Genomic DNA, 17,704 nt, shown 5'->3' on the forward strand with positions numbered 1-17,704 from the left:
AAAGAAAGAGCATATGGAGTTTTACAAAGCGGAAGAGAATCGCTATGCGGATATGATATATCGGCGGTGCGGACGGAGCGGTATCTTATTGCCGGCCGTTTCCTTGGGATTGTGGCACAACTTTGGTAGTGTGGATGTGTTCAGTAATTTTATCCAGATCGCTCACGCCGCATTCGATCATGGCGTGACTCATTTCGACTTGGCGAATAACTATGGTCCGGCCTACGGATCGGCGGAGGAGAATTTTGGCCGGATATTGAAGAAGGGCTTGGGCGCTTATCGGGATGAGATGATTATCTCTACGAAGGCGGGCTACGATATGTGGCCGGGACCGTATGGGAACTGGGGAAGCCGTAAATATTTAATGGCTAGCTTGGATCAGAGCTTGAAACGGATGGGACTGGAATACGTGGATATCTTTTACTCCCATCGTCCGGACCCGGAGACTCCGATCGAGGAGACGATGGGGGCCTTGGCTGATATCGTCCGGCAAGGAAAGGCTTTGTATGTAGGTATCTCCAACTATGATGCGGACCAGACCCGTAAGGCCTTGGCCGTACTGAAAGAACATAAGGTGCCTTGCTTGATTCACCAAGCCCGCTATTCGATGTTCGATCGTTGGACGGAACCGGATTTATTGCCTGTATTGAAGGAAGAGGGTGTGGGTATGATAGCGTTCTCGCCGTTGGCGCAAGGCTTGCTTACGGATAAGTATTTGCGTGGAATTCCGGAGAATTCCCGTGCGGCGAAATCGACCGGTCATTTGCAGACCTCTCAAGTTACCCCGGAGGCCGTGGAAAAGGCCCGTAAGCTAAACGAGGTAGCCGCCCGCCGTGGACAGACCTTGGCGGAGATGGCGCTCGCTTGGTTATTAAAGGACGAACGGGTAACTAGCGTATTAATTGGCGCTAGCTCTGTCGCCCAATTGATGGATAACCTGAAAGCGTTAGATAATATCTCTTTCTCCGGGGAAGAATTGCAGGAGATAGAGAACATCTTAATATAACGTGAATCGTATCCGATTGTAGAGACGGGGCGTGCCCCGTCTCTACAGCCTGTACAAATTTTTGAATAAATGAAACCGTTCTTATATCAAGTAGCGTCTCTTTTTTACGAGAAATGGGGGGCGGAGGTCAGTCGTCTGGCCTTTGTTTTCCCAAACCGGCGTACGGGGCTTTTCTTCCAGAAATATCTCTCGGAGGTAGCCGATATTCCCCTTTTCTCTCCGACAATCCTTACGATCAACGATCTCTTTATCCAGTTGAGCGGAAAACAATCCGCCGACCGGATCAGTATGCTTTTTACCCTGTACGACATCTACATCCGCCAAAGCGGTTCCACCGAGACTTTCGATGAATTCCTGTATTGGGGCGAGATGTTGCTCAACGACTTCGACGATATCGATAAGTACATGGCAAATGCCCGCATGCTATTCAGTAACGTGACGGACCTACGGGAGATAGAGAATGATTTCGATTTCTTAAGTGATGAGCAGATCGCCGCTATCCGTAGTTTCTGGTCCAGTTTTTATCCCCGGGGCGATACGCCGAACCAGCAACAGTTCTTGGCGGTCTGGCAAGTGCTATACGATCTCTATGAGGAATTCCGTGCGACCTTGGCCGCCGAGGGAAAAGGCTACGAGGGCATGATCTTCCGGGAGGTCGTGGAAAGCATGGAACGGGGCGAGTCTCCGGATTTACCTTACGAGCAAATTGTCTTTGTCGGTTTGAACGCCTTGTCCGTATCGGAAGAACGTTTCTTAGCCCAGTTGCAGAAGCGGGAGATAGCGGATTTCTATTGGGATTATGTATCCGATAAGGTAACCGATCCGGATAATAAGGCTTCTTACTTCGTCTCCCGTAACCTGAAGAGCTTCCCTTCCTCGATGAAATTACCCCCCGAGGAGAAGGTAAAGACCGAGATTGAGGTGATCGGCATCCCTTCTGGTATCGGGCAGGCCAAGCACGTCTACACCCTGTTGAGCGATTGGTGCAAGGAAGCGGAGATGAGTTCGGAAGAAGCCCTGCGTACGGCGGTGATCTTGCCCGATGAACATCTGCTGATCCCGGTGCTGAACGCCATACCGGAGCAAATCCGGCGTATCAACGTCACGATGGGTTATCCCTTGGCGGGAACCCCGGTCGCCTCGTTGATCGAGTATATCTTGGCGTTGCAGAAGAACGTACGCTACATAGACCGGAATCCGTTGTTCTATTTCCGCGACGTGCTGCCGGTATTGAACCATCGCTACATCCTCTCCACCTCACCGGAGATTATTTCCTCCTTGGTGAAAGAGATCACGGAGAACAACAAGATCTATATCTCGCATACGGAGTTAGGGAAAACGCCTTTGCTAGAAATCCTGTTCACGCCGGTGACCGGGGTGGAGGCCTTCTCGGATTATCTGATCAAGGTGTTGGAAGAGCTGAACAAGGTTATGTCCGCCCTTTCCGATGAGGAAGAGGAGGACGCACCCCAGCGGACGAACGATTTGGAGCAAGAGTTCATCTTCCATTATTTCACCACGGTAAACCGCATGAGAGAGGTAATGAGAGACGCTTGTGTAGAGATGAAAATAGATACCTTCTTCCGCCTATTGAAGCGGGTAACCGATACGATCACGATCCCCTTCCACGGTGAGCCGCTTTCCGGCCTCCAGATTATGGGTGTGCTCGAGACCCGTGCCTTGGATTTTGACCGTCTGATTATCTTATCCATGAACGAGGGTATTTTCCCGCAGCGGAAAGCGGCGAACTCCTTTATCCCTTATAACCTACGCAGAGGTTTCGGGTTGCCTACCTACGAGCATCAAGATAGCGTATGGGCCTACCATTTCTATCGTTTGATAGAGCGTGCCAGCCACGTGAGCCTTTTATACGATACCCGCAGCAACGGATTGCAGACGGGAGAGGTAAGTCGCTTTGTCCACCAGCTGCATTATCATTACGAGGTGCCGATGCGAGATAAATTGGTGGTCTATAACGTATCTTCCTCCAAGACCCCGCCATTGGCCGTGCCGAAAAGGGAGGATATCATGCGCCGTTTAGACGCTTACCGGAAAGGGGGGAGCAAGGCGATCTCGGCGAGCGCTATCAATACGTATCTGGATTGCCCGTTGAAATTCTATTTTTCCGTCGTGGAAGGTATCCGAGAAGAAGAGGAGGTGAGCGAGACGATCGAGAGCGATGTATTCGGAAGCATCTTACATAAAGTGATGGAGGAGCTTTACAAGCCGTTCCAAGGGAAGATGGTTACCGTGGATTTGCTGAAAGCGATCCGTAAGGATACGGCCTTGCTTACCGGAGCTATCGCTCGGGCTTTCGCCAGCGAGTTTTTCAAGACAGAGGTGGTTCGCTCCCTTACCGGACAAAACTACCTGATCGGCGAGATGATCCGCAAATACGTGGAGAAAATCTTGGAGCGTGACGGCAAGCTGACCCCTTTCGTTTACATCGAGTCCGAGCGTAAAATAAACGGCTTGATCAGCCTTTCCGACCATTCCGAGATCCGGTTGAAAGGCTTTATCGATCGTGTGGACGAGGTTCTCGACGCTATCCGTATCATCGATTACAAGAGCGGTAGCGGAACTACGACTTTCAGTAGTATCGAGAGCCTATTCAACAAGGAGGAGAAAGATCGTGCGAAAGCCGTGATGCAGGTATTCATGTATTGCTGGATGTACGCCCATCTCACCGAGAACAAGGGAAAGACGATACAACCGGGCATTTATTACGTCCGTTCCCTCTTTGCCGATCCGTTCGATCCATCTGTCTACCATCGTATCGAACGGGGGAAGTCGGAGAAGGTAGAGGATTTCTCCGGTTATGCCCAAGCGTTCGAGGAGGGGTTGCGAGGCTGCTTGGACGAGATCTTCAATCCAGAAATTCCCTTTACGCAAACCCCTACGGGGAAGGCTTGCTCTTATTGTCCGTTCAAGGGTATTTGCGGTAAGTAGCATTTGTCCCGGTACTTCTGGGAGAGTACCGGAGTACTCCTTGTAAAGTACTGTGGTATTTCTCCGGATAGTACTGGAGTACTCCTTACAAAGTACTGCGGTACCTCTTAGGCAGTACTACAGTACTTCTTGCGAAGTACTGAGGCGAGGCTTACTGATGAGGAAGCAATTCCACTATCTTTTCCAAAAAGATCTGATCTGTCTCATTAAAACTGTCTAATTTGTCGCTGTCTATATCCAGAACGGCGATTACCTTATCCTCCCATATCACGGGAACTACGATCTCAGAGCGTGACGCCGAGCTACAAGCGATATGTCCCGGGAAAGCGTCTACGTCCGGTACGATGATCGTACGAGCCTCCTTCCAGGCCGTGCCGCATACCCCTTTTCCGTATTTGATTCGTGTACAGGCGATAGGGCCTTGAAAAGGCGCTAATACCAACTGATTGTCTATGACCCGGTAGAAACCTACCCAAAAGAAACCGAAAGTCTGCTTGAGTGCCGCGGCGATGTTCGCCATGTTAGCGATTAGGTCGGTCTCGTTACCTACCAATGAGGCGATTTGCGGGAGCAACGTCTCATACATTTCCTGTTTATCACCGTTTTTAATCCGTAGTTCCTCTGCCATATTTAAACTATTATAAGGTCGCGAATATAAAGAATAAATCGAAATATCCGTATCTTTGCGGCATGACAAAACAAAATTCTCCATTGGTATTAGGGACCGAGCCTATCGGTAAATTACTTACGCAATATGCGATTCCTGCGATTATCGCAATGACAGCTTCTTCTTTATATAATATGGCCGATAGCATTTTTATTGGCCATGGAGTGGGGGCGTTAGCGATTTCCGGCCTAGCCCTGACCTTTCCGTTGATGAACTTGGCGGCCGCCTTCGGTTCGTTGGTGGGAGTCGGCGCCTCTACGTTGGTTGCCGTGAAGCTGGGGCAGAAAGATTATGAGGGGGCGAATAAGGTGTTGGGGAATGTGTTGATCTTAAATGTGGTTCTGGGTGTCGCTTTCACGATCGCTTTCCTGTTCTTGCTTGATCCCGTGCTGTACTTTTTCGGCGCCAGTGAGAACACGATCTCATATGCCCGTGATTATATGCGGATTATTCTGTATGGCAATGTGGTTACGCATATGTATCTGGGATTAAATGCGGTCTTGCGCTCCTCGGGTTTTCCGAGGATGGCGATGTATGCTACGTTGGCGTCGGTTGTTATAAATTGCGCCTTGAATCCGTTATTTATCTTTGGGTTTGGATGGGGTATCAAAGGGTCGGCTTGGGCGACGGTGATCTCGCAGGTGATCTCGCTTACCGGACAGTTGATCCATTTCTCGAGACCGAAACAACTCCTTCATTTCAAGAAAGGTATTTATAGGCTGCGCTCGGAGATCGTGAAAGGTATCTTGTCGATCGGTTTATCTCCGTTCTTGATGAACCTTTGTTCCTGCTTGATCGTGATCCTTATCAACCGGGGATTGAAAGAGCATGGGGGAGATATGGCGATTGGCGCTTATGGTATCGTGAACCGTATCGCTTTTCTTTTCGTGATGATTATCATGGGATTTAATCAGGGTATGCAACCGATAGCCGGTTATAATTATGGTGCCCGACTCTATTCCCGGGTGACGGACGTGACTCGGCTGACGATGCGCTGGGCGGTAGGAGTGGCTACGCTGGGGTTCTTGCTTTGCCAGTTGGTGCCGTCGTGGATCGTCCGTATGTTTACGAGTGACGGGGAGTTGATCAGTGCCGCCTCTTATGGCCTGCACATCGTCTTCGCCGTATTCCCGATCGTGGGCTTCCAGATGGTGGCGACTAACTTCTTCCTTTCCATCGGCATGTCTAAGAAAGCGATCTTTCTCTCCTTGACCCGGCAGATGCTCTTCTTGATACCCTGTTTAATCCTCCTCCCCCCGTTATTCGGAACTCTCGGTGTCTGGATCAGTATGCCTATCGCCGACACGGTGGCGGCGATCGTGACAGCGATCGTGCTTGTGAAACAATTTAAACAATTCAAATATGGAACATAACGTGATATTACCTGCGGAATGGTATCCGCAAAGTGCCGTGCAGCTTACGTGGCCGCATGAGAATACGGATTGGGCCCCGATATTGGACGAGGTGATTCCTTGCTTCGTGGCTATCGCCAAGGAAGTGATCAAGCGAGAGAAGTTATTGATTGTCTGTCCGGACGAGACCGCCGTACGTGAGCAATTGGGTGAGGTTGATTACGACCGTGTCATTTTCCGTGAGATGGATACGAACGATACGTGGGCACGGGATCACGGGGGGATCTCCGTCTTCGATGAGGGAACGCCCATGCTTTATGATTTCGTGTTCAACGGCTGGGGAATGAAGTTCGCCGCCAATCATGATAATTTGATTACCCGTAATCTTTGTCATATGAAGACCTTCTCCGATGAGGTGGTGCCCGCTAATATGCAACCTTTCGTGCTGGAAGGCGGTAGTATCGAATCGGATGGGAAAGGTACGTTGATGACTACCGTTGAGTGTCTGGCATCCGTAAACCGTAATGAGTATTTGCGACAAGAGGAATTAGAACGTTATTTGAAAGACGTATTTGGCTTGGATCGTATCCTTTGGATTACCAGCGGTTATTTAGCCGGGGACGATACGGATAGCCACGTGGATACGCTCGCCCGTTTTTGTAGCGAGGATACGATCGCTTATGTCCGCTGCGAGGATGAGGAAGACGAGCATTATGAGGAACTGAAGGCGATGGAGGAGGAGATCAAGGAGTTTACTAGGGCGAATGGTGAGCCTTATCGTCTGATTCCACTTCCGATGGCCGATAAGGTGGAATGGGAAGGGGAGCGCTTGCCCGCTACTTACGCTAATTTCCTGATCATGAATGGGGCCGTATTGGTTCCGTTCTATGACTCACCGAAAGATGAGATCGCTAAAGCGGCTTTGCGGGAGGCGTTCCCGGACCGTGAGATCGTGGGTATCAATTGCCTTCCGCTTATCAAGCAACACGGTTCCCTGCATTGCGTAACGATGCAGTATCCGGAAGGTTTTATCAAATAAATAACATAGTCTATGATAATACCTAGTTGTAGAGACGGGGCGTGCCCCGTCTCTACAACTGGATATTAATCAATGTAAATATTAAATATGAAAGTAGGATTAATACAACAAAAGAATACCGCTGATAGAGCGGCGAATATAGAGAAGCTAAAGGTAAATATCCGTAAAGCTGCCCGGGAGGGAGCGGAATTGGTCGTCTTGCAAGAACTGCATAACGGCCTGTATTTCTGCCAGACGGAAGATACGAGCATGTTTGACTTGGCAGAGACGATCCCCGGCCCATCGACGGAAACCTTCGGTGCCTTGGCGAAAGAATTGGGTATCGTCTTGGTGCTTTCCCTTTTCGAGAAGCGTGCCCCGGGCTTGTACCATAACACGGCCGTCGTCTTGGAGAAAGACGGTACGATCGCCGGAAAATACCGCAAGATGCATATCCCGGATGACCCCGCTTATTACGAGAAGTTCTATTTTACCCCCGGTGATTTAGGCTTTGAGCCTATCAATACCTCTGTGGGACATCTTGGTGTGTTGGTTTGCTGGGATCAATGGTATCCGGAAGCAGCCCGTTTGATGGCTATGCGTGGCGCCGAGATGTTGATCTATCCGACCGCTATCGGCTGGGAAAGTAGCGATACGCAGGAAGAGAAGGACCGTCAGTTGGGTGCGTGGGTGACCATACAGCGGGGACATGCCGTGGCGAACGGACTCCCGGTCATTTCCGTAAATCGTACCGGGCATGAGCCGGACCCTTCGGGACAAACGGGCGGTATCCGGTTTTGGGGAAACAGTTTTGTGGCCGGTCCCCAAGGTGAGCTATTAACCGTATTCCCGAATGACGAGGAGGAGGTACGTGTGATAGAGATCGACAAGACTCGCGGTGAGAACGTGCGTCGTTGGTGGCCTTTCTTCCGGGATCGCCGTATCGATGCGTTTGGTGGTTTGACAGAACGATTTTTAGTATAATGACCGAATACACGCAAGAAGAGGCCGTCTTCCGCATGAACGAAATGGGGAAAGCGGGACGGCCTTTCCTTTTTATCATTGATTATAAACGAGAGCGGATCTACGTGGAGAGTCCGAAAGAGATCGCTCCCTCCGAGTTATTGTACGATTTGAACGGCTTTACGAATACGAATCACGAATGTAACTTGCGGGATTCCTCTCATCTTATCACAGGAGAACCTGTTGAATGGCAACCCTCGTATGTCTCTTTCGAGGAGTATGCCCATTCGTTCGAGACCGTTTCCCGGCATATCCATGCGGGTAATTCTTATTTGGTGAACTTGACATGCGCTACTCCGGTATATACGAACCTCTCCTTGAAAGATATCTTTTACCATTCCAAGGCGATGTATAAGCTTTGGATGCGGGATCGTTTCGTGGTATTCTCGCCGGAGATATTCGTGCGGACGCGGGATGGTCTCATCTATTCGTATCCCATGAAAGGTACGATCGACGCTACGCTGCCCGATGCCCGGAGACGTATCCTCGATGATCCCAAGGAAGCGGCGGAGCATGCCACGATCGTGGACTTGATCCGGAATGACTTGAGTATCGTAGCCTCCGAGGTTTGTGTTCCCCGGTATCGTTATATCGATGAACTGCGTACGCATAACGGAAGTTTGTTGCAGGTCAGCTCTGAGATAAGAGGCCGGTTGCCGGAAGGATGGAACGGCCATGTTGGGGAGATTTTGTTCAGCCTCTTGCCTGCCGGCTCCATCACGGGCGCTCCCAAGAAAAAGACCTTGGAGATCATCGCCGAGGCGGAAACCTATGAGCGGGGCTTCTATACGGGGGTGATGGGGTATTTTGACGGCCAAGATTTAGACAGCGCCGTGATGATCCGTTTTATGGAACAAGTCTCTCCCCGTTCGTTTATTTTCAAGAGCGGTGGGGGAATCACCTCTAAAAGTGATGTGAGATCGGAGTATAACGAGATGAAACAAAAAGTATATGTGCCCATCTATTGAGACCTTATCAGGGAGTCCGTTTGTGGAGACGATCCGTATCGAGAGGGGACGGATACATAACCTTCCGTACCATAATGCCCGTATGAACCGTACCCGCAGGGAGCTATTCGGAGCGAGAGAAGAAATTGATCTCGCGGGTTATATTCATCCGGGGCCTCATCAAGAACGTACCAAATGCCGGGTGGAATATACCCGCGAGGTCTTACAGGTAGAATACGTTCCTTACCGTATGCGTCCGGTTCATTCCTTGCGATTGGTTACATGCGATGAGATCGATTATTCCTATAAGAGTACGGATCGCCAATGCCTAAATGATTTATTCGCCCAACGAGGGGGGCATGACGATATCCTGATCATCCGTGACGGTTTGCTGACCGATACTTCCATTTGCAATGTCGCCCTTTGGAATGGCACCTCTTGGATCACTCCCGCACGCCCTTTGTTATGTGGTACGATGCGTGCTTACTTATTGGATAAAGGCTTGGTACAGGCCGAGGATATCCCGGTAGAGGATCTGCCTAAGTATACCCGGATCCGTCTGTTTAACGCCTTGATCGGGTTCGGTGAAATCGATGAGATCACGCGTATATACGTATGACCCTACGCGAGTATCGGCGTGGCCCTGTGCCTATATAGGTAAGGGGTTACGCCGATATCCGTGTGGCCTCTTACCTATATAGGCATGAATCAAGGTGTTTCCTAGAACAATATATCCACCTCCATATTGCTGATCCATTCTACCGGACGGCCGGCCACCTTATTGCAAGTGACGGCGAATTTCAAGGGGAGGATAATTCCCAACGGGATGCGTAACCATCCCGGCATATTGAAATTATGGACACCGATCAGGGAACCTAGCTGGATACCGACCGAGGGAGCTACCAAGAAACGGGTCTCGTCATTACGGCGGTCTATACCCATCTCGAAATAACTATACAGGCCGAGGAAACGTTTCGGGGAAACGAATATATCCATGTTATAATTGGCGCCCGCCTTCACGTTCCAGTTCTTGATCGTGTAGGAGGAGGAAGGGGCGTGCATATAATAACCGGAGATCGTAGGGGATACCCAATGAGCGATGTCGCCCGGCTCCATGATCATGCCTTTCCCTTTCCCGAACTTATGCCAATTGATCATGCTGACGTTCAAGCGACCGCCATACGTCATGACACCGTCCCGGTTGCTATGGATCGGCGTACCGATCAGGAACATGAAGGAGTTGGCTACCCTCGACCGGATAAAGTTGCGGGTAAAAGGCTCTTGTACGATCAGCTGTAGCTCATCCTTGCGGTCGGCGACGGAAGCTTCCAAGGGGACGTCATCCAGATCCGTCCCGAAGGGGATCGGGAAATCCTTGATTACCGGGAAACGATCGTAGACGAACTGGGGCAGGTCGTCTCGTTCGGAAGGGATCTCGTTCAAGATATTCTCGCCTGATCCTTCCAAAGCATTCTGGTAAGCTTTCCAGACTTCTACGATAGACTCGCAGGTGGCGGTCACGACTTGGTAGAATACTTTCGTCTCCCGCTCGTAGCTATCGCCTTTCTCCAAGGAATAAGGGTGCTTCTCCGTGACCCGGATATGCCGGTAATCATCGGCCTCGTTGTACTCCATCATGTTTTGGTTCAAACGTTTATCGCCGTAAGCGCTCCAAGTCTCACCCTTTAGGTTGGCAGTCTGTACGGGGATGGTATTGTAGAAATCGTGCAGGCTCTTATTGTTGGATACGGCGGAGGCGGAGAAGCCCCTACGTACCATTTGGTGTCCGGAGGCGAAGGAGTCTTGTAGGAAATGCTCGGCGAAAGCCTCGTACATCGTGGCGTAGAACATAAGGTTGCTCGCCGTTTGCGTATCTCCTTTACACATCTCTTTGCCTGCCTCTTGTGCTAGATAGATGGCGAAGATGTGGATGCAGAAATACTTGCTCATGGAGGGCAACTGATTTAATTTATCGAAGACCTTGTTTACTTCCGAGGGGCGTTGAAGGCGGCGGATCAGCTCGGGGTCGATCATCTTCAGATGCTCGTTCAATCCCTTGCCATAGGCGTAGAAGTGGGAGAGGTCCTTGATCGCTAGGATACCGTAAGCCAGATTGATGTCGAGCAACTCCTTGCTGTTGGCTCCGGTGAGGAACTCGTTCATGGCTTGTGTCTCCAAAGCCAGCGTACGGTTCGTCTTGGAGAAATGGGTCTGCAGGCCTGTCTCCAAGAGCATGGGATTTTCCACATGGTCGCCGGCCAATCCGCAAAGCGTACCGTAGGTCACGATATTCGGCAACTGCGTCAGCTCATTCATGGCGTAGGCGTTCGAGCCGGGCATATGCGACATGTTGAGGATTTGCAGCAAGGCGCTATCGGCGACGGCCTCGTTGGGGAAGATCCCGTTTTCCACCAGATAACGTGGGAGAAGGCTCATGGCACGGTCGCCGATCTTACGATGCTCGGCGAAATCCCATGCGAAGGCCGAACTTGTTATTGCGCTGATACACATAAGTAGGCATCCGCGGTGAAGAAGTCGTTTAATAGTGTTTCTCTTGTTCATATCTATACTTGTTTATAATTATCTGAATAACTCAAGCGCGAACTTCAACCCGACGCTTTGATACTTGAACTCCTCGAAGCCTAGGAAAAGCGCTATATGAAAAAGGTCGCTACCGATACCATACCCGAGCTCACTGTAATTCGGCAATACGGGAGTCCATAGCTGGCTGAGGTAGAAACGTTCGGACACGAGGTATTTATGCGCCTTGGGATTGGGCTTGAGGAATCGCAATAGAATGAATGGGCTCTCGTACATGAGGTGCCCTTGAATATATTTGTCGGAGGCATTGCACCAATCCCCACCTAGATTATGAAAGATCCCGCCAAACCGGTCGCCCCAAGGCTCGGGGAAATAACGTTTGGCGAAATAGCTAAAATCGGCGAAGTACATGTTATGCTGGTTAAAAAAGAGTCCACCGCTTAGATTGTAACTCAGTCGTTCGGATAAGCCCAGCCGTACGGTCTGGTTCATGCCGGCCTCCATCCGCCAATAATTTCCCGTACAGCCGAGCAGGTCCGGTATGCTTCGTGCCAGCTCGACCCGGAAGGTCGGGTAATGGGAATGCAGGTACTCTTTCCGGTAACCGTCCATCCAGTAATATTGCCGGGGCGTGTAGGTAAGGCCGATAACCAGGGTGAACTCATTATGATCCTTTAGATCCAATCCGGTATCCTTATTCTTTTTCACGGGCGTACGATAGTGGTATGCGAGTCCAACCGAGAGCCGGAAGCCGTTCATCAGTTCTATCTGGTTCATCAGCTTGGCATAGTAGTGCTGGAAATACTTCAAGTTGAGATCTTCGAAACGGATTGGGGTATCTTTTAGGATCTCGTTGATCTGGTGGATCACTTCGGAGGAATAGCTTTGGTTGTCATTGGCTATCGTGAGGTTGAGGATGCCTTGACGCTCGGGGTGATACTCCCAGTCGGTTGTTAGCCGTAGGCGTAGCTCTTTCTCCTTGAATAGGAAACCGATCTCGGGGTGGAAGCGTAGCTGACGGTCATGCTCGAATGTCTTACTGATACGTGCTTCTTGCTTATAGGTGATCCCGTTGCTTCCGAAAGATAGCTGGAACGGGTTGAGAAGGCCGGAATACTTCACACGAGTACTCTTGTAATCCCTGTTGACCGTGCTGGTGAGCCGCTCGCCGAGTTGGAGGTAGCGAGTGAGAGCGCTGCTGTCCGCTTCCGTCCTCACCACGTTCGTTCCGGTGGTGTACAAGGCTTTCTCGTCGGTAGTGAGCGGCTTGTCCCTCCGGCTGTTCCAATAAGCGCTGTCTTGGGTAAAGGAGAGTGTGTCGGAGGTGATCGTATAGTATTGGGTTTGATCGAGCGAGTGTAGTTTCCTGCTCTCATGGTCTTCCTCTACCCAAGAGATCGATTTATAGCGGAAAGCGGCGTGGATGTCGCTCTCTATCCGGTTGCCTAGGGCATGGTAGCAGACTTGCAGGTCAGCCTCTTCCGGGAGGATGAAATGCTTCTCGTCACGGTTGAAACGTATGCTTAGGTTGAACTCGGAGAAAGAGGAGTGCCCTTGTATCTCGATACGGTCGATGGTCCAGAGTTCGTCGGTTACGTACAGGTTTCCGGATAGTAGTTTCTGGCTCCATTGGCGAGGGGTGAAACGGATGTTAACAGGGATGCCGGAGATCGTGTCCGTGCCTTCCTGCCGAAACGTGTAATATTTGAAAGCATCGGGCGAGAGTGGCATGATCATTCCCTTATTGTAGATCGTGGGGGAGTAGACGTTCAAGTTGACGAACGAGGCTATCTCCTTGTAATGCCTTCCGGCGGCGAGATGGCTGCTGTTGATGGCTACAATCTCGTTGCGATAATGGTTGGGAGCGTCGTAGCGGGTGAGGCCACTCATCTCGAAGAAGGCATCGCGGGGATGACGCTCTATCGGGAAGACCAGATAGGCGTATCGTAGCAGCTTGTTCTTCCGGGGAACGTGCGTACGGCCTTTCACGTAGGTCTCCGCTTCATAGCTCTCGAGGACGTGCTCGTAGATGGGGGCTTGATGGATTACCTGCCGCATGATGGAGTCGGCTCGTGTGACGGGTGTCTTCTCTTGTGCCCGCAGGTCTGAATGGACTAGCGGGCACAGAAGAAGTATGGATAGTAGAATAAGGTGTCCCGTCTCGATCCTCATCCTGTCAATGTATGGCGAAGGTTGGGCATACTAATGCGCAAAGATGGCAGCCGACACATTTTTGCTCGTCTATCACCGGTTTGCGCATAGAGGTGAAACGGATAGCTTGATGTCCACCGTCGTTACAGGAAACGAAACAGCGTCCGCAGCCGAGGCATAGGCTGTTATCTACTGTCGGGCGGTGTATCTGCGTACGTTCCAGTTTCTCGGGGGGTACGATGTTCGGTAAAGCGATACCTATGAGGTCGGATAGGGTTTTATATCCGTTCTCTTGCATGAACAGTCGTAACCCTTCGCATAGATCGTCGATGATCCGGAAGCCGTATTGCATCACGGCAGTACATATCTGTAGGTTTGTACAGCCTAGTAGCAGGAAATCGAGGGCATCCCGCCAAGTCTCTATACCGCCTATCCCGCTGATAGGCATCTTGCCGGCAGAAGGATCGCTCGCCAGCTCATGTATGAACCGGAGAGCGATAGGGCGCACGGCTTTCCCCGAATAGCCGGACACGCTGCTCAGTCCGCAGACAACGGGCCGGGCCGTAAGTGCTTTCTCATCGATACGGGTGATACATTTGATGGTGTTGATGGCGGCTATCCCGGTGGCTCCTCCTTCGTGGGCGGCGAGCGCCACGGGTGTCATCTGCCCGATATTCGGTGTCATCTTCGCTAGTATCGGCAGATGGGTACCCCGGCGTGTGGCGGCGGTGAACCGGCGTACCAGTTCCGGGCTTTGTCCTACGTCGCTGCCCATCCCTTCTTGCGTCATTTGTGGGCAAGAGAAGTTGCACTCAATGATATCGGCCCCAGCCTGCGTGGAATATTGGGCAAGCCGTGTCCACTCATCGTCTGTCCGTCCCATAATGGAGGAGATGATTAATTTGTCAGGATAGCGTTGCTTGAGGCGATAGAGAGTATCGAAATTCTCTTCGACAGAGGCTTCCGACAATTGTTCCATGTTCTTGAATCCGATGAAAGGCACGCCATCCACCTCCATTTGGTCGAAGCGGGGGGATACCTCATGGCTCGGATAGAATGATATCGTCTTGAAGCAGATACCGGCCCAACCGGCTTCGAGGGCCCGGACGCACATCTCGTAATTATGGGCTACGGGCGAGGAGGCCAGTATAAAGGGGTTGGCGCAGCGGACACCACAAAAGTCGATCGCCAAGTCCGGAGACGAAGTGAGGGGAGAACTATCCGTCGGGTTTGGCATATCTTGTAATTGCCGTACGATCTGGGTGATGGATATCGCCCGGTCGGTTCGTCCGCGGAGGCAGGCCTTCTCGCAAGGATGCCCGTCGCAATCCTTGCAGGCTTCCATCCGGTAGGCCCGGAGGATAGCTCCCGCTAGGTTGTCCATTTTACAGGCCCGCAGCAAGCGGCCCGGATCTAGTCCGGGCTTGCATGCCTTCGTGCAGACAGGGGCATCGCACAGATAACAGCGATTCGATTCTTCCGTTAGGAGGCGTTTTCTCTGGAGGAGGTTTGTCTTCATGGCTTCTAACTGTATTATCTCACTACTTTCTGTACTTTCCGGTAACGTTCGGTCACGACCTCCACGGTGTACAGGTGTCCGGGCAGGCTGAAGATTGCTTTTCCGGATACCGCTTGCTGGTGACCAGCCAACGTGCCGTTCATGCTGTAGACGTTGACGGTGGCTCCCGGCAGGCAATCTACCGTAAGCATGCCGTCGAGGAAGCGGATAGACAGGGGCTCGTCGGTCGTTACCTCCTCATTGCCAGTGGCGCTCACGTCACCTCGTACATAGGTGATGTTGTTGATGTCCCACGCCAATACGAAGGGTTTGTCGCTGTTTACCATGAAGGGAAAGGTATCGGTGCCGAAGCTAATCTTCCGTTCGAGTAGCTTGGGGTAGTACTGGTCACGGAGCGTGTTCGACTTCTCGGCAGTGAGCAGATAGAGGGTGGATGAGAAGGACTCGGCTGTCTCTTCCGGCCTGACGTGCTTGTCCGTGCGTCGTATCTTCGAATAGGATGCGCTGATACCCTGCGAGGTTGTCGCTGTGGTCTGGTCTGTCCATTCCCAAGAACTTTGGTTCTCCAGTTGGAAGAAGGGGAATTTCAAATCCATAAGGCTGATGGCACCTTTGGTCTGACTGTCGGAGATTGTGCCGCTGGTTTCCAGCGTCATGTCGATCCGTTCGGAGTTGAGGCTGAAGTTGACGGACTTGCTGACATTTGGCTCGCTGGCGGTCATGGTGAGGATCTCACGGGCCTCCCAGTCTCCAAGTTTGCTTGGATTGTCTATGCGGAAAGGCTCTAGGTCGAGAGGCACTTCTACTTGTTTGATACTCTGCCGTGTCATGTAAGTATAGCTGAATATGGGCATTCGTACACTCTGTCTCCGGGTGGGGGAGAGGTATTCTAGGTCGCAACGGGTCAGAATGGGTACAGAGTAGAGGGCGATGGCCCGGTAGTCTGCTGTGTCGTTTGCTTCGAAGGTAACGGTGATGGACTCGGACTGGCTTGTTACTTCCTCGTGTTGTTTCTGGAAGGAGTATCCGCCGCCGAATGCTGCCGTGAGTTTATCCGTATGCGGTCCGAAGGAGCATTTGAGGTCGCTTTTATAGAGTCGGCTCACGGAGTTGCTGGTGCCCGATCCCATGGTGAAGGCAAGGCTTGAGGCTACGCCGAGGTCGCCGAACCACTCGTTATTATCCACTACCGTTGGAGGTGGTCCTTCGATGATGCCGACGAGGCGCACGAGATTGCGTAACTCGCTGTTGCCGAATAAGGCCTTCTCGTCGTTGAAAGAACTGCGTCTCTCCACGATCTCGTTAGATCGGATGGAGGCGACGTAGGAGTGCTTGAACCAGTGGTATGGTTGCTGGTTACCCCGTAGTAGATAGATATATTGCTTGTAGTAGAGTCCTCCGCCGGGAGCTGTCTCAGTGGTAGGATCTGCTGCGGTGGCTACGGCCGTGTAGCCGTAGGGCAGGTCGGTGTAGATGGGTGCGTCGGCGGCGAAGCTGTTGCTGCCGGGGTAGAATTTCTTTAGGAAGTGTTCACCCGTCCCTTTGCCATCATAGGAACAGTAGCTGAAGATTAGGGGATTTGAGGAAGCTTTGTAGCCATCAGTATTGTCGGCCGCATAGCCTTCGATGTCGGCTTGGATGAGCTTGAGTGAGAAGGTCTTCGAGCGGCCTATGTCGTGATGTGCGTATTCTTCCCAGTTGGAGGGCCATGTGTTATCCTTGCCATATTCGCCGCTGTAGCTGAATGCCTCGAAGGTACCGCTCTTGAGTCGGCCTACGATGAGTTTCTCCACGTTCTTTTTCTCGGTGTCGTCGTAGCCGTACCACGAGGTGGCGTCCCAGTGGTCGTCGGGATCGTATTCCATTGATATGCCTGTTGAGCCTTTTAGCTCGATATTATCGTGTCCGGCGTTGCGCACGGTGCCGCACCAGTCCCAGCCGCTGTTCAGTTCGGGGTCGCCGTATTGGTAGACTTGCAGTTTCTTGTTGGTGCGGCGGTGTAGGATGACGCAGATCTTGTCACGGTAGATGGTGGCGGCGAAGTTGGCGTAAGTTTTCCCGTCATCGAGCATACGAGTTTTCTTGTATTCTCCCTTTTTCATATCCACCTCGCCGATCCATATCTGGCCATTGGTATTATTCTTCCAGAGCACATAGAAGCGATTACGGTATACGATGAGTTCGGCATCTTGGTATACGCCGAACTCATTGAGACGGATCTCTTTTTTATTGGTTTCACCAATGGTAGATTGCTTCATTGTCTGGGTCTCGCCGTTCACCTCGAAAGCCGTGAGGCATACGGCTGAAGGTCCGTTATTATTTATGTAGACCCCGTAGAGCTTCCCTTGGTAGTATTGTGCGTCGGTGAAGCAGTAATAGGCACCTCCGTCTGATTCGTAATTGTGGAATTCTTTCACCTTATACAGTTCGGGATGTTGGCTGATCTGTGCCTTGACGGTGGTGGTAGAGGCGGTGATAAGCAAAAATACGGCGATCAGCCGTATCGCTTGTGCTTTGAGTGTCGTTCTCAT

At 51.4% G+C, this 17,704-nt stretch carries 12 protein-coding genes; 7 read left to right on the forward strand and 5 right to left on the reverse strand.

Features of this window, described 5'->3' with window-relative positions; genetic code table 11:
• Positions 1-13 precede the first annotated feature (13 nt).
• Both mgrA and NBH07_RS02145 read left to right on the forward strand, forming a co-directional pair.
• The gene (gene mgrA / locus NBH07_RS02140; RefSeq protein WP_008772101.1) at positions 14-1,006 is read left to right on the forward strand and encodes an L-glyceraldehyde 3-phosphate reductase; all 993 of its coding nucleotides are present in this window, start codon (positions 14-16) and stop codon (positions 1,004-1,006) included.
• A 69-nt stretch (positions 1,007-1,075) separates the two neighbouring features.
• Positions 1,076-3,955: a PD-(D/E)XK nuclease family protein gene (locus tag NBH07_RS02145; protein ID WP_009017490.1), complete on the forward strand. Its 2,880-nt coding sequence runs from the start codon at positions 1,076-1,078 to the stop codon at positions 3,953-3,955.
• A gap of 151 nt (positions 3,956-4,106) precedes the next feature.
• On the opposite strand, the gene msrC is transcribed toward NBH07_RS02145, so the two are convergent.
• Positions 4,107-4,583: a free L-methionine (R)-S-oxide reductase MsrC gene (gene msrC / locus NBH07_RS02150; RefSeq protein WP_009017489.1), complete on the reverse strand. Its 477-nt coding sequence runs from the start codon at positions 4,581-4,583 to the stop codon at positions 4,107-4,109.
• Between the two features lie 62 nt (positions 4,584-4,645).
• On the opposite strand from msrC, the gene NBH07_RS02155 reads away from it, so the two are divergent.
• From NBH07_RS02155 to NBH07_RS02175, 5 genes are all read left to right on the forward strand, one after another.
• Entirely contained in the window at positions 4,646-5,995 is a 1,350-nt protein-coding gene (locus tag NBH07_RS02155; protein WP_156682674.1) for an MATE family efflux transporter, read from the forward strand.
• Entirely contained in the window at positions 5,985-7,013 is a 1,029-nt protein-coding gene (locus tag NBH07_RS02160) for an agmatine deiminase family protein (RefSeq protein ID WP_156682673.1), read from the forward strand. Before NBH07_RS02155 ends, NBH07_RS02160 begins: the two co-directional genes overlap by 11 nt.
• 87 nt (positions 7,014-7,100) lie before the next feature.
• Entirely contained in the window at positions 7,101-7,976 is an 876-nt protein-coding gene (locus tag NBH07_RS02165; protein WP_156682672.1) for a carbon-nitrogen hydrolase, read from the forward strand.
• Positions 7,976-8,983 carry an aminodeoxychorismate synthase component I gene (locus NBH07_RS02170; protein ID WP_156682671.1) on the forward strand — a complete coding sequence of 336 codons (1,008 nt, stop codon included), beginning with the start codon at positions 7,976-7,978 and terminating at the stop codon, positions 8,981-8,983. The genes NBH07_RS02165 and NBH07_RS02170 overlap by 1 nt, the downstream gene beginning before the upstream one ends.
• A complete protein-coding gene (locus NBH07_RS02175) occupies positions 8,967-9,581 on the forward strand; it encodes an aminotransferase class IV family protein (RefSeq protein ID WP_009017484.1) in 615 nt (204 codons plus the stop codon). Before NBH07_RS02170 ends, NBH07_RS02175 begins: the two co-directional genes overlap by 17 nt.
• Before the next feature lie 101 nt (positions 9,582-9,682).
• On the opposite strand, the gene NBH07_RS02180 is transcribed toward NBH07_RS02175, so the two are convergent.
• From NBH07_RS02180 to NBH07_RS02195, 4 genes are read right to left on the reverse strand one after another with little or no spacing between them, the layout of a single operon-like run.
• Positions 9,683-11,524 (reverse strand): hypothetical protein, encoded by a 1,842-nt coding sequence (locus NBH07_RS02180; RefSeq protein WP_156682670.1) that lies wholly within the window; start codon positions 11,522-11,524, stop codon positions 9,683-9,685.
• Positions 11,525-11,542: 18 nt separating this feature from the next.
• Positions 11,543-13,675, reverse strand: coding sequence for a DUF5686 family protein (locus NBH07_RS02185; RefSeq protein ID WP_156682669.1), 2,133 nt, complete (start codon positions 13,673-13,675; stop codon positions 11,543-11,545).
• Positions 13,676-13,679: 4 nt separating this feature from the next.
• Positions 13,680-15,173, reverse strand: coding sequence for an NAD-dependent dihydropyrimidine dehydrogenase subunit PreA (preA, locus tag NBH07_RS02190; protein WP_005856795.1), 1,494 nt, complete (start codon positions 15,171-15,173; stop codon positions 13,680-13,682).
• A 14-nt stretch (positions 15,174-15,187) separates the two neighbouring features.
• Positions 15,188-17,704, reverse strand: a complete 2,517-nt coding sequence (locus NBH07_RS02195; RefSeq protein WP_009017481.1) for a hypothetical protein — start codon at positions 17,702-17,704, stop codon at positions 15,188-15,190.

It is taken from the genome of Parabacteroides sp. B2-S-102 (genome assembly GCF_023656665.1).
In the GTDB taxonomy this organism is placed as follows: domain Bacteria; phylum Bacteroidota; class Bacteroidia; order Bacteroidales; family Tannerellaceae; genus Parabacteroides; species Parabacteroides distasonis.

Coding starts and splice junctions, on each gene's coding strand:
- mgrA (WP_008772101.1), top strand. CDS start 14: ATGGAGTTTTACAAAGCGGAAGAGAATCGCTATGCGGATATGATATAT.
- NBH07_RS02145 (WP_009017490.1), top strand. CDS start 1,076: ATGAAACCGTTCTTATATCAAGTAGCGTCTCTTTTTTACGAGAAATGG.
- msrC (WP_009017489.1), bottom strand. CDS start 4,583: ATGGCAGAGGAACTACGGATTAAAAACGGTGATAAACAGGAAATGTAT.
- NBH07_RS02155 (WP_156682674.1), top strand. CDS start 4,646: ATGACAAAACAAAATTCTCCATTGGTATTAGGGACCGAGCCTATCGGT.
- NBH07_RS02160 (WP_156682673.1), top strand. CDS start 5,985: ATGGAACATAACGTGATATTACCTGCGGAATGGTATCCGCAAAGTGCC.
- NBH07_RS02165 (WP_156682672.1), top strand. CDS start 7,101: ATGAAAGTAGGATTAATACAACAAAAGAATACCGCTGATAGAGCGGCG.
- NBH07_RS02170 (WP_156682671.1), top strand. CDS start 7,976: ATGACCGAATACACGCAAGAAGAGGCCGTCTTCCGCATGAACGAAATG.
- NBH07_RS02175 (WP_009017484.1), top strand. CDS start 8,967: ATGTGCCCATCTATTGAGACCTTATCAGGGAGTCCGTTTGTGGAGACG.
- NBH07_RS02180 (WP_156682670.1), bottom strand. CDS start 11,524: ATGAACAAGAGAAACACTATTAAACGACTTCTTCACCGCGGATGCCTA.
- NBH07_RS02185 (WP_156682669.1), bottom strand. CDS start 13,675: ATGAGGATCGAGACGGGACACCTTATTCTACTATCCATACTTCTTCTG.
- preA (WP_005856795.1), bottom strand. CDS start 15,173: ATGAAGACAAACCTCCTCCAGAGAAAACGCCTCCTAACGGAAGAATCG.
- NBH07_RS02195 (WP_009017481.1), bottom strand. CDS start 17,704: ATGAGAACGACACTCAAAGCACAAGCGATACGGCTGATCGCCGTATTT.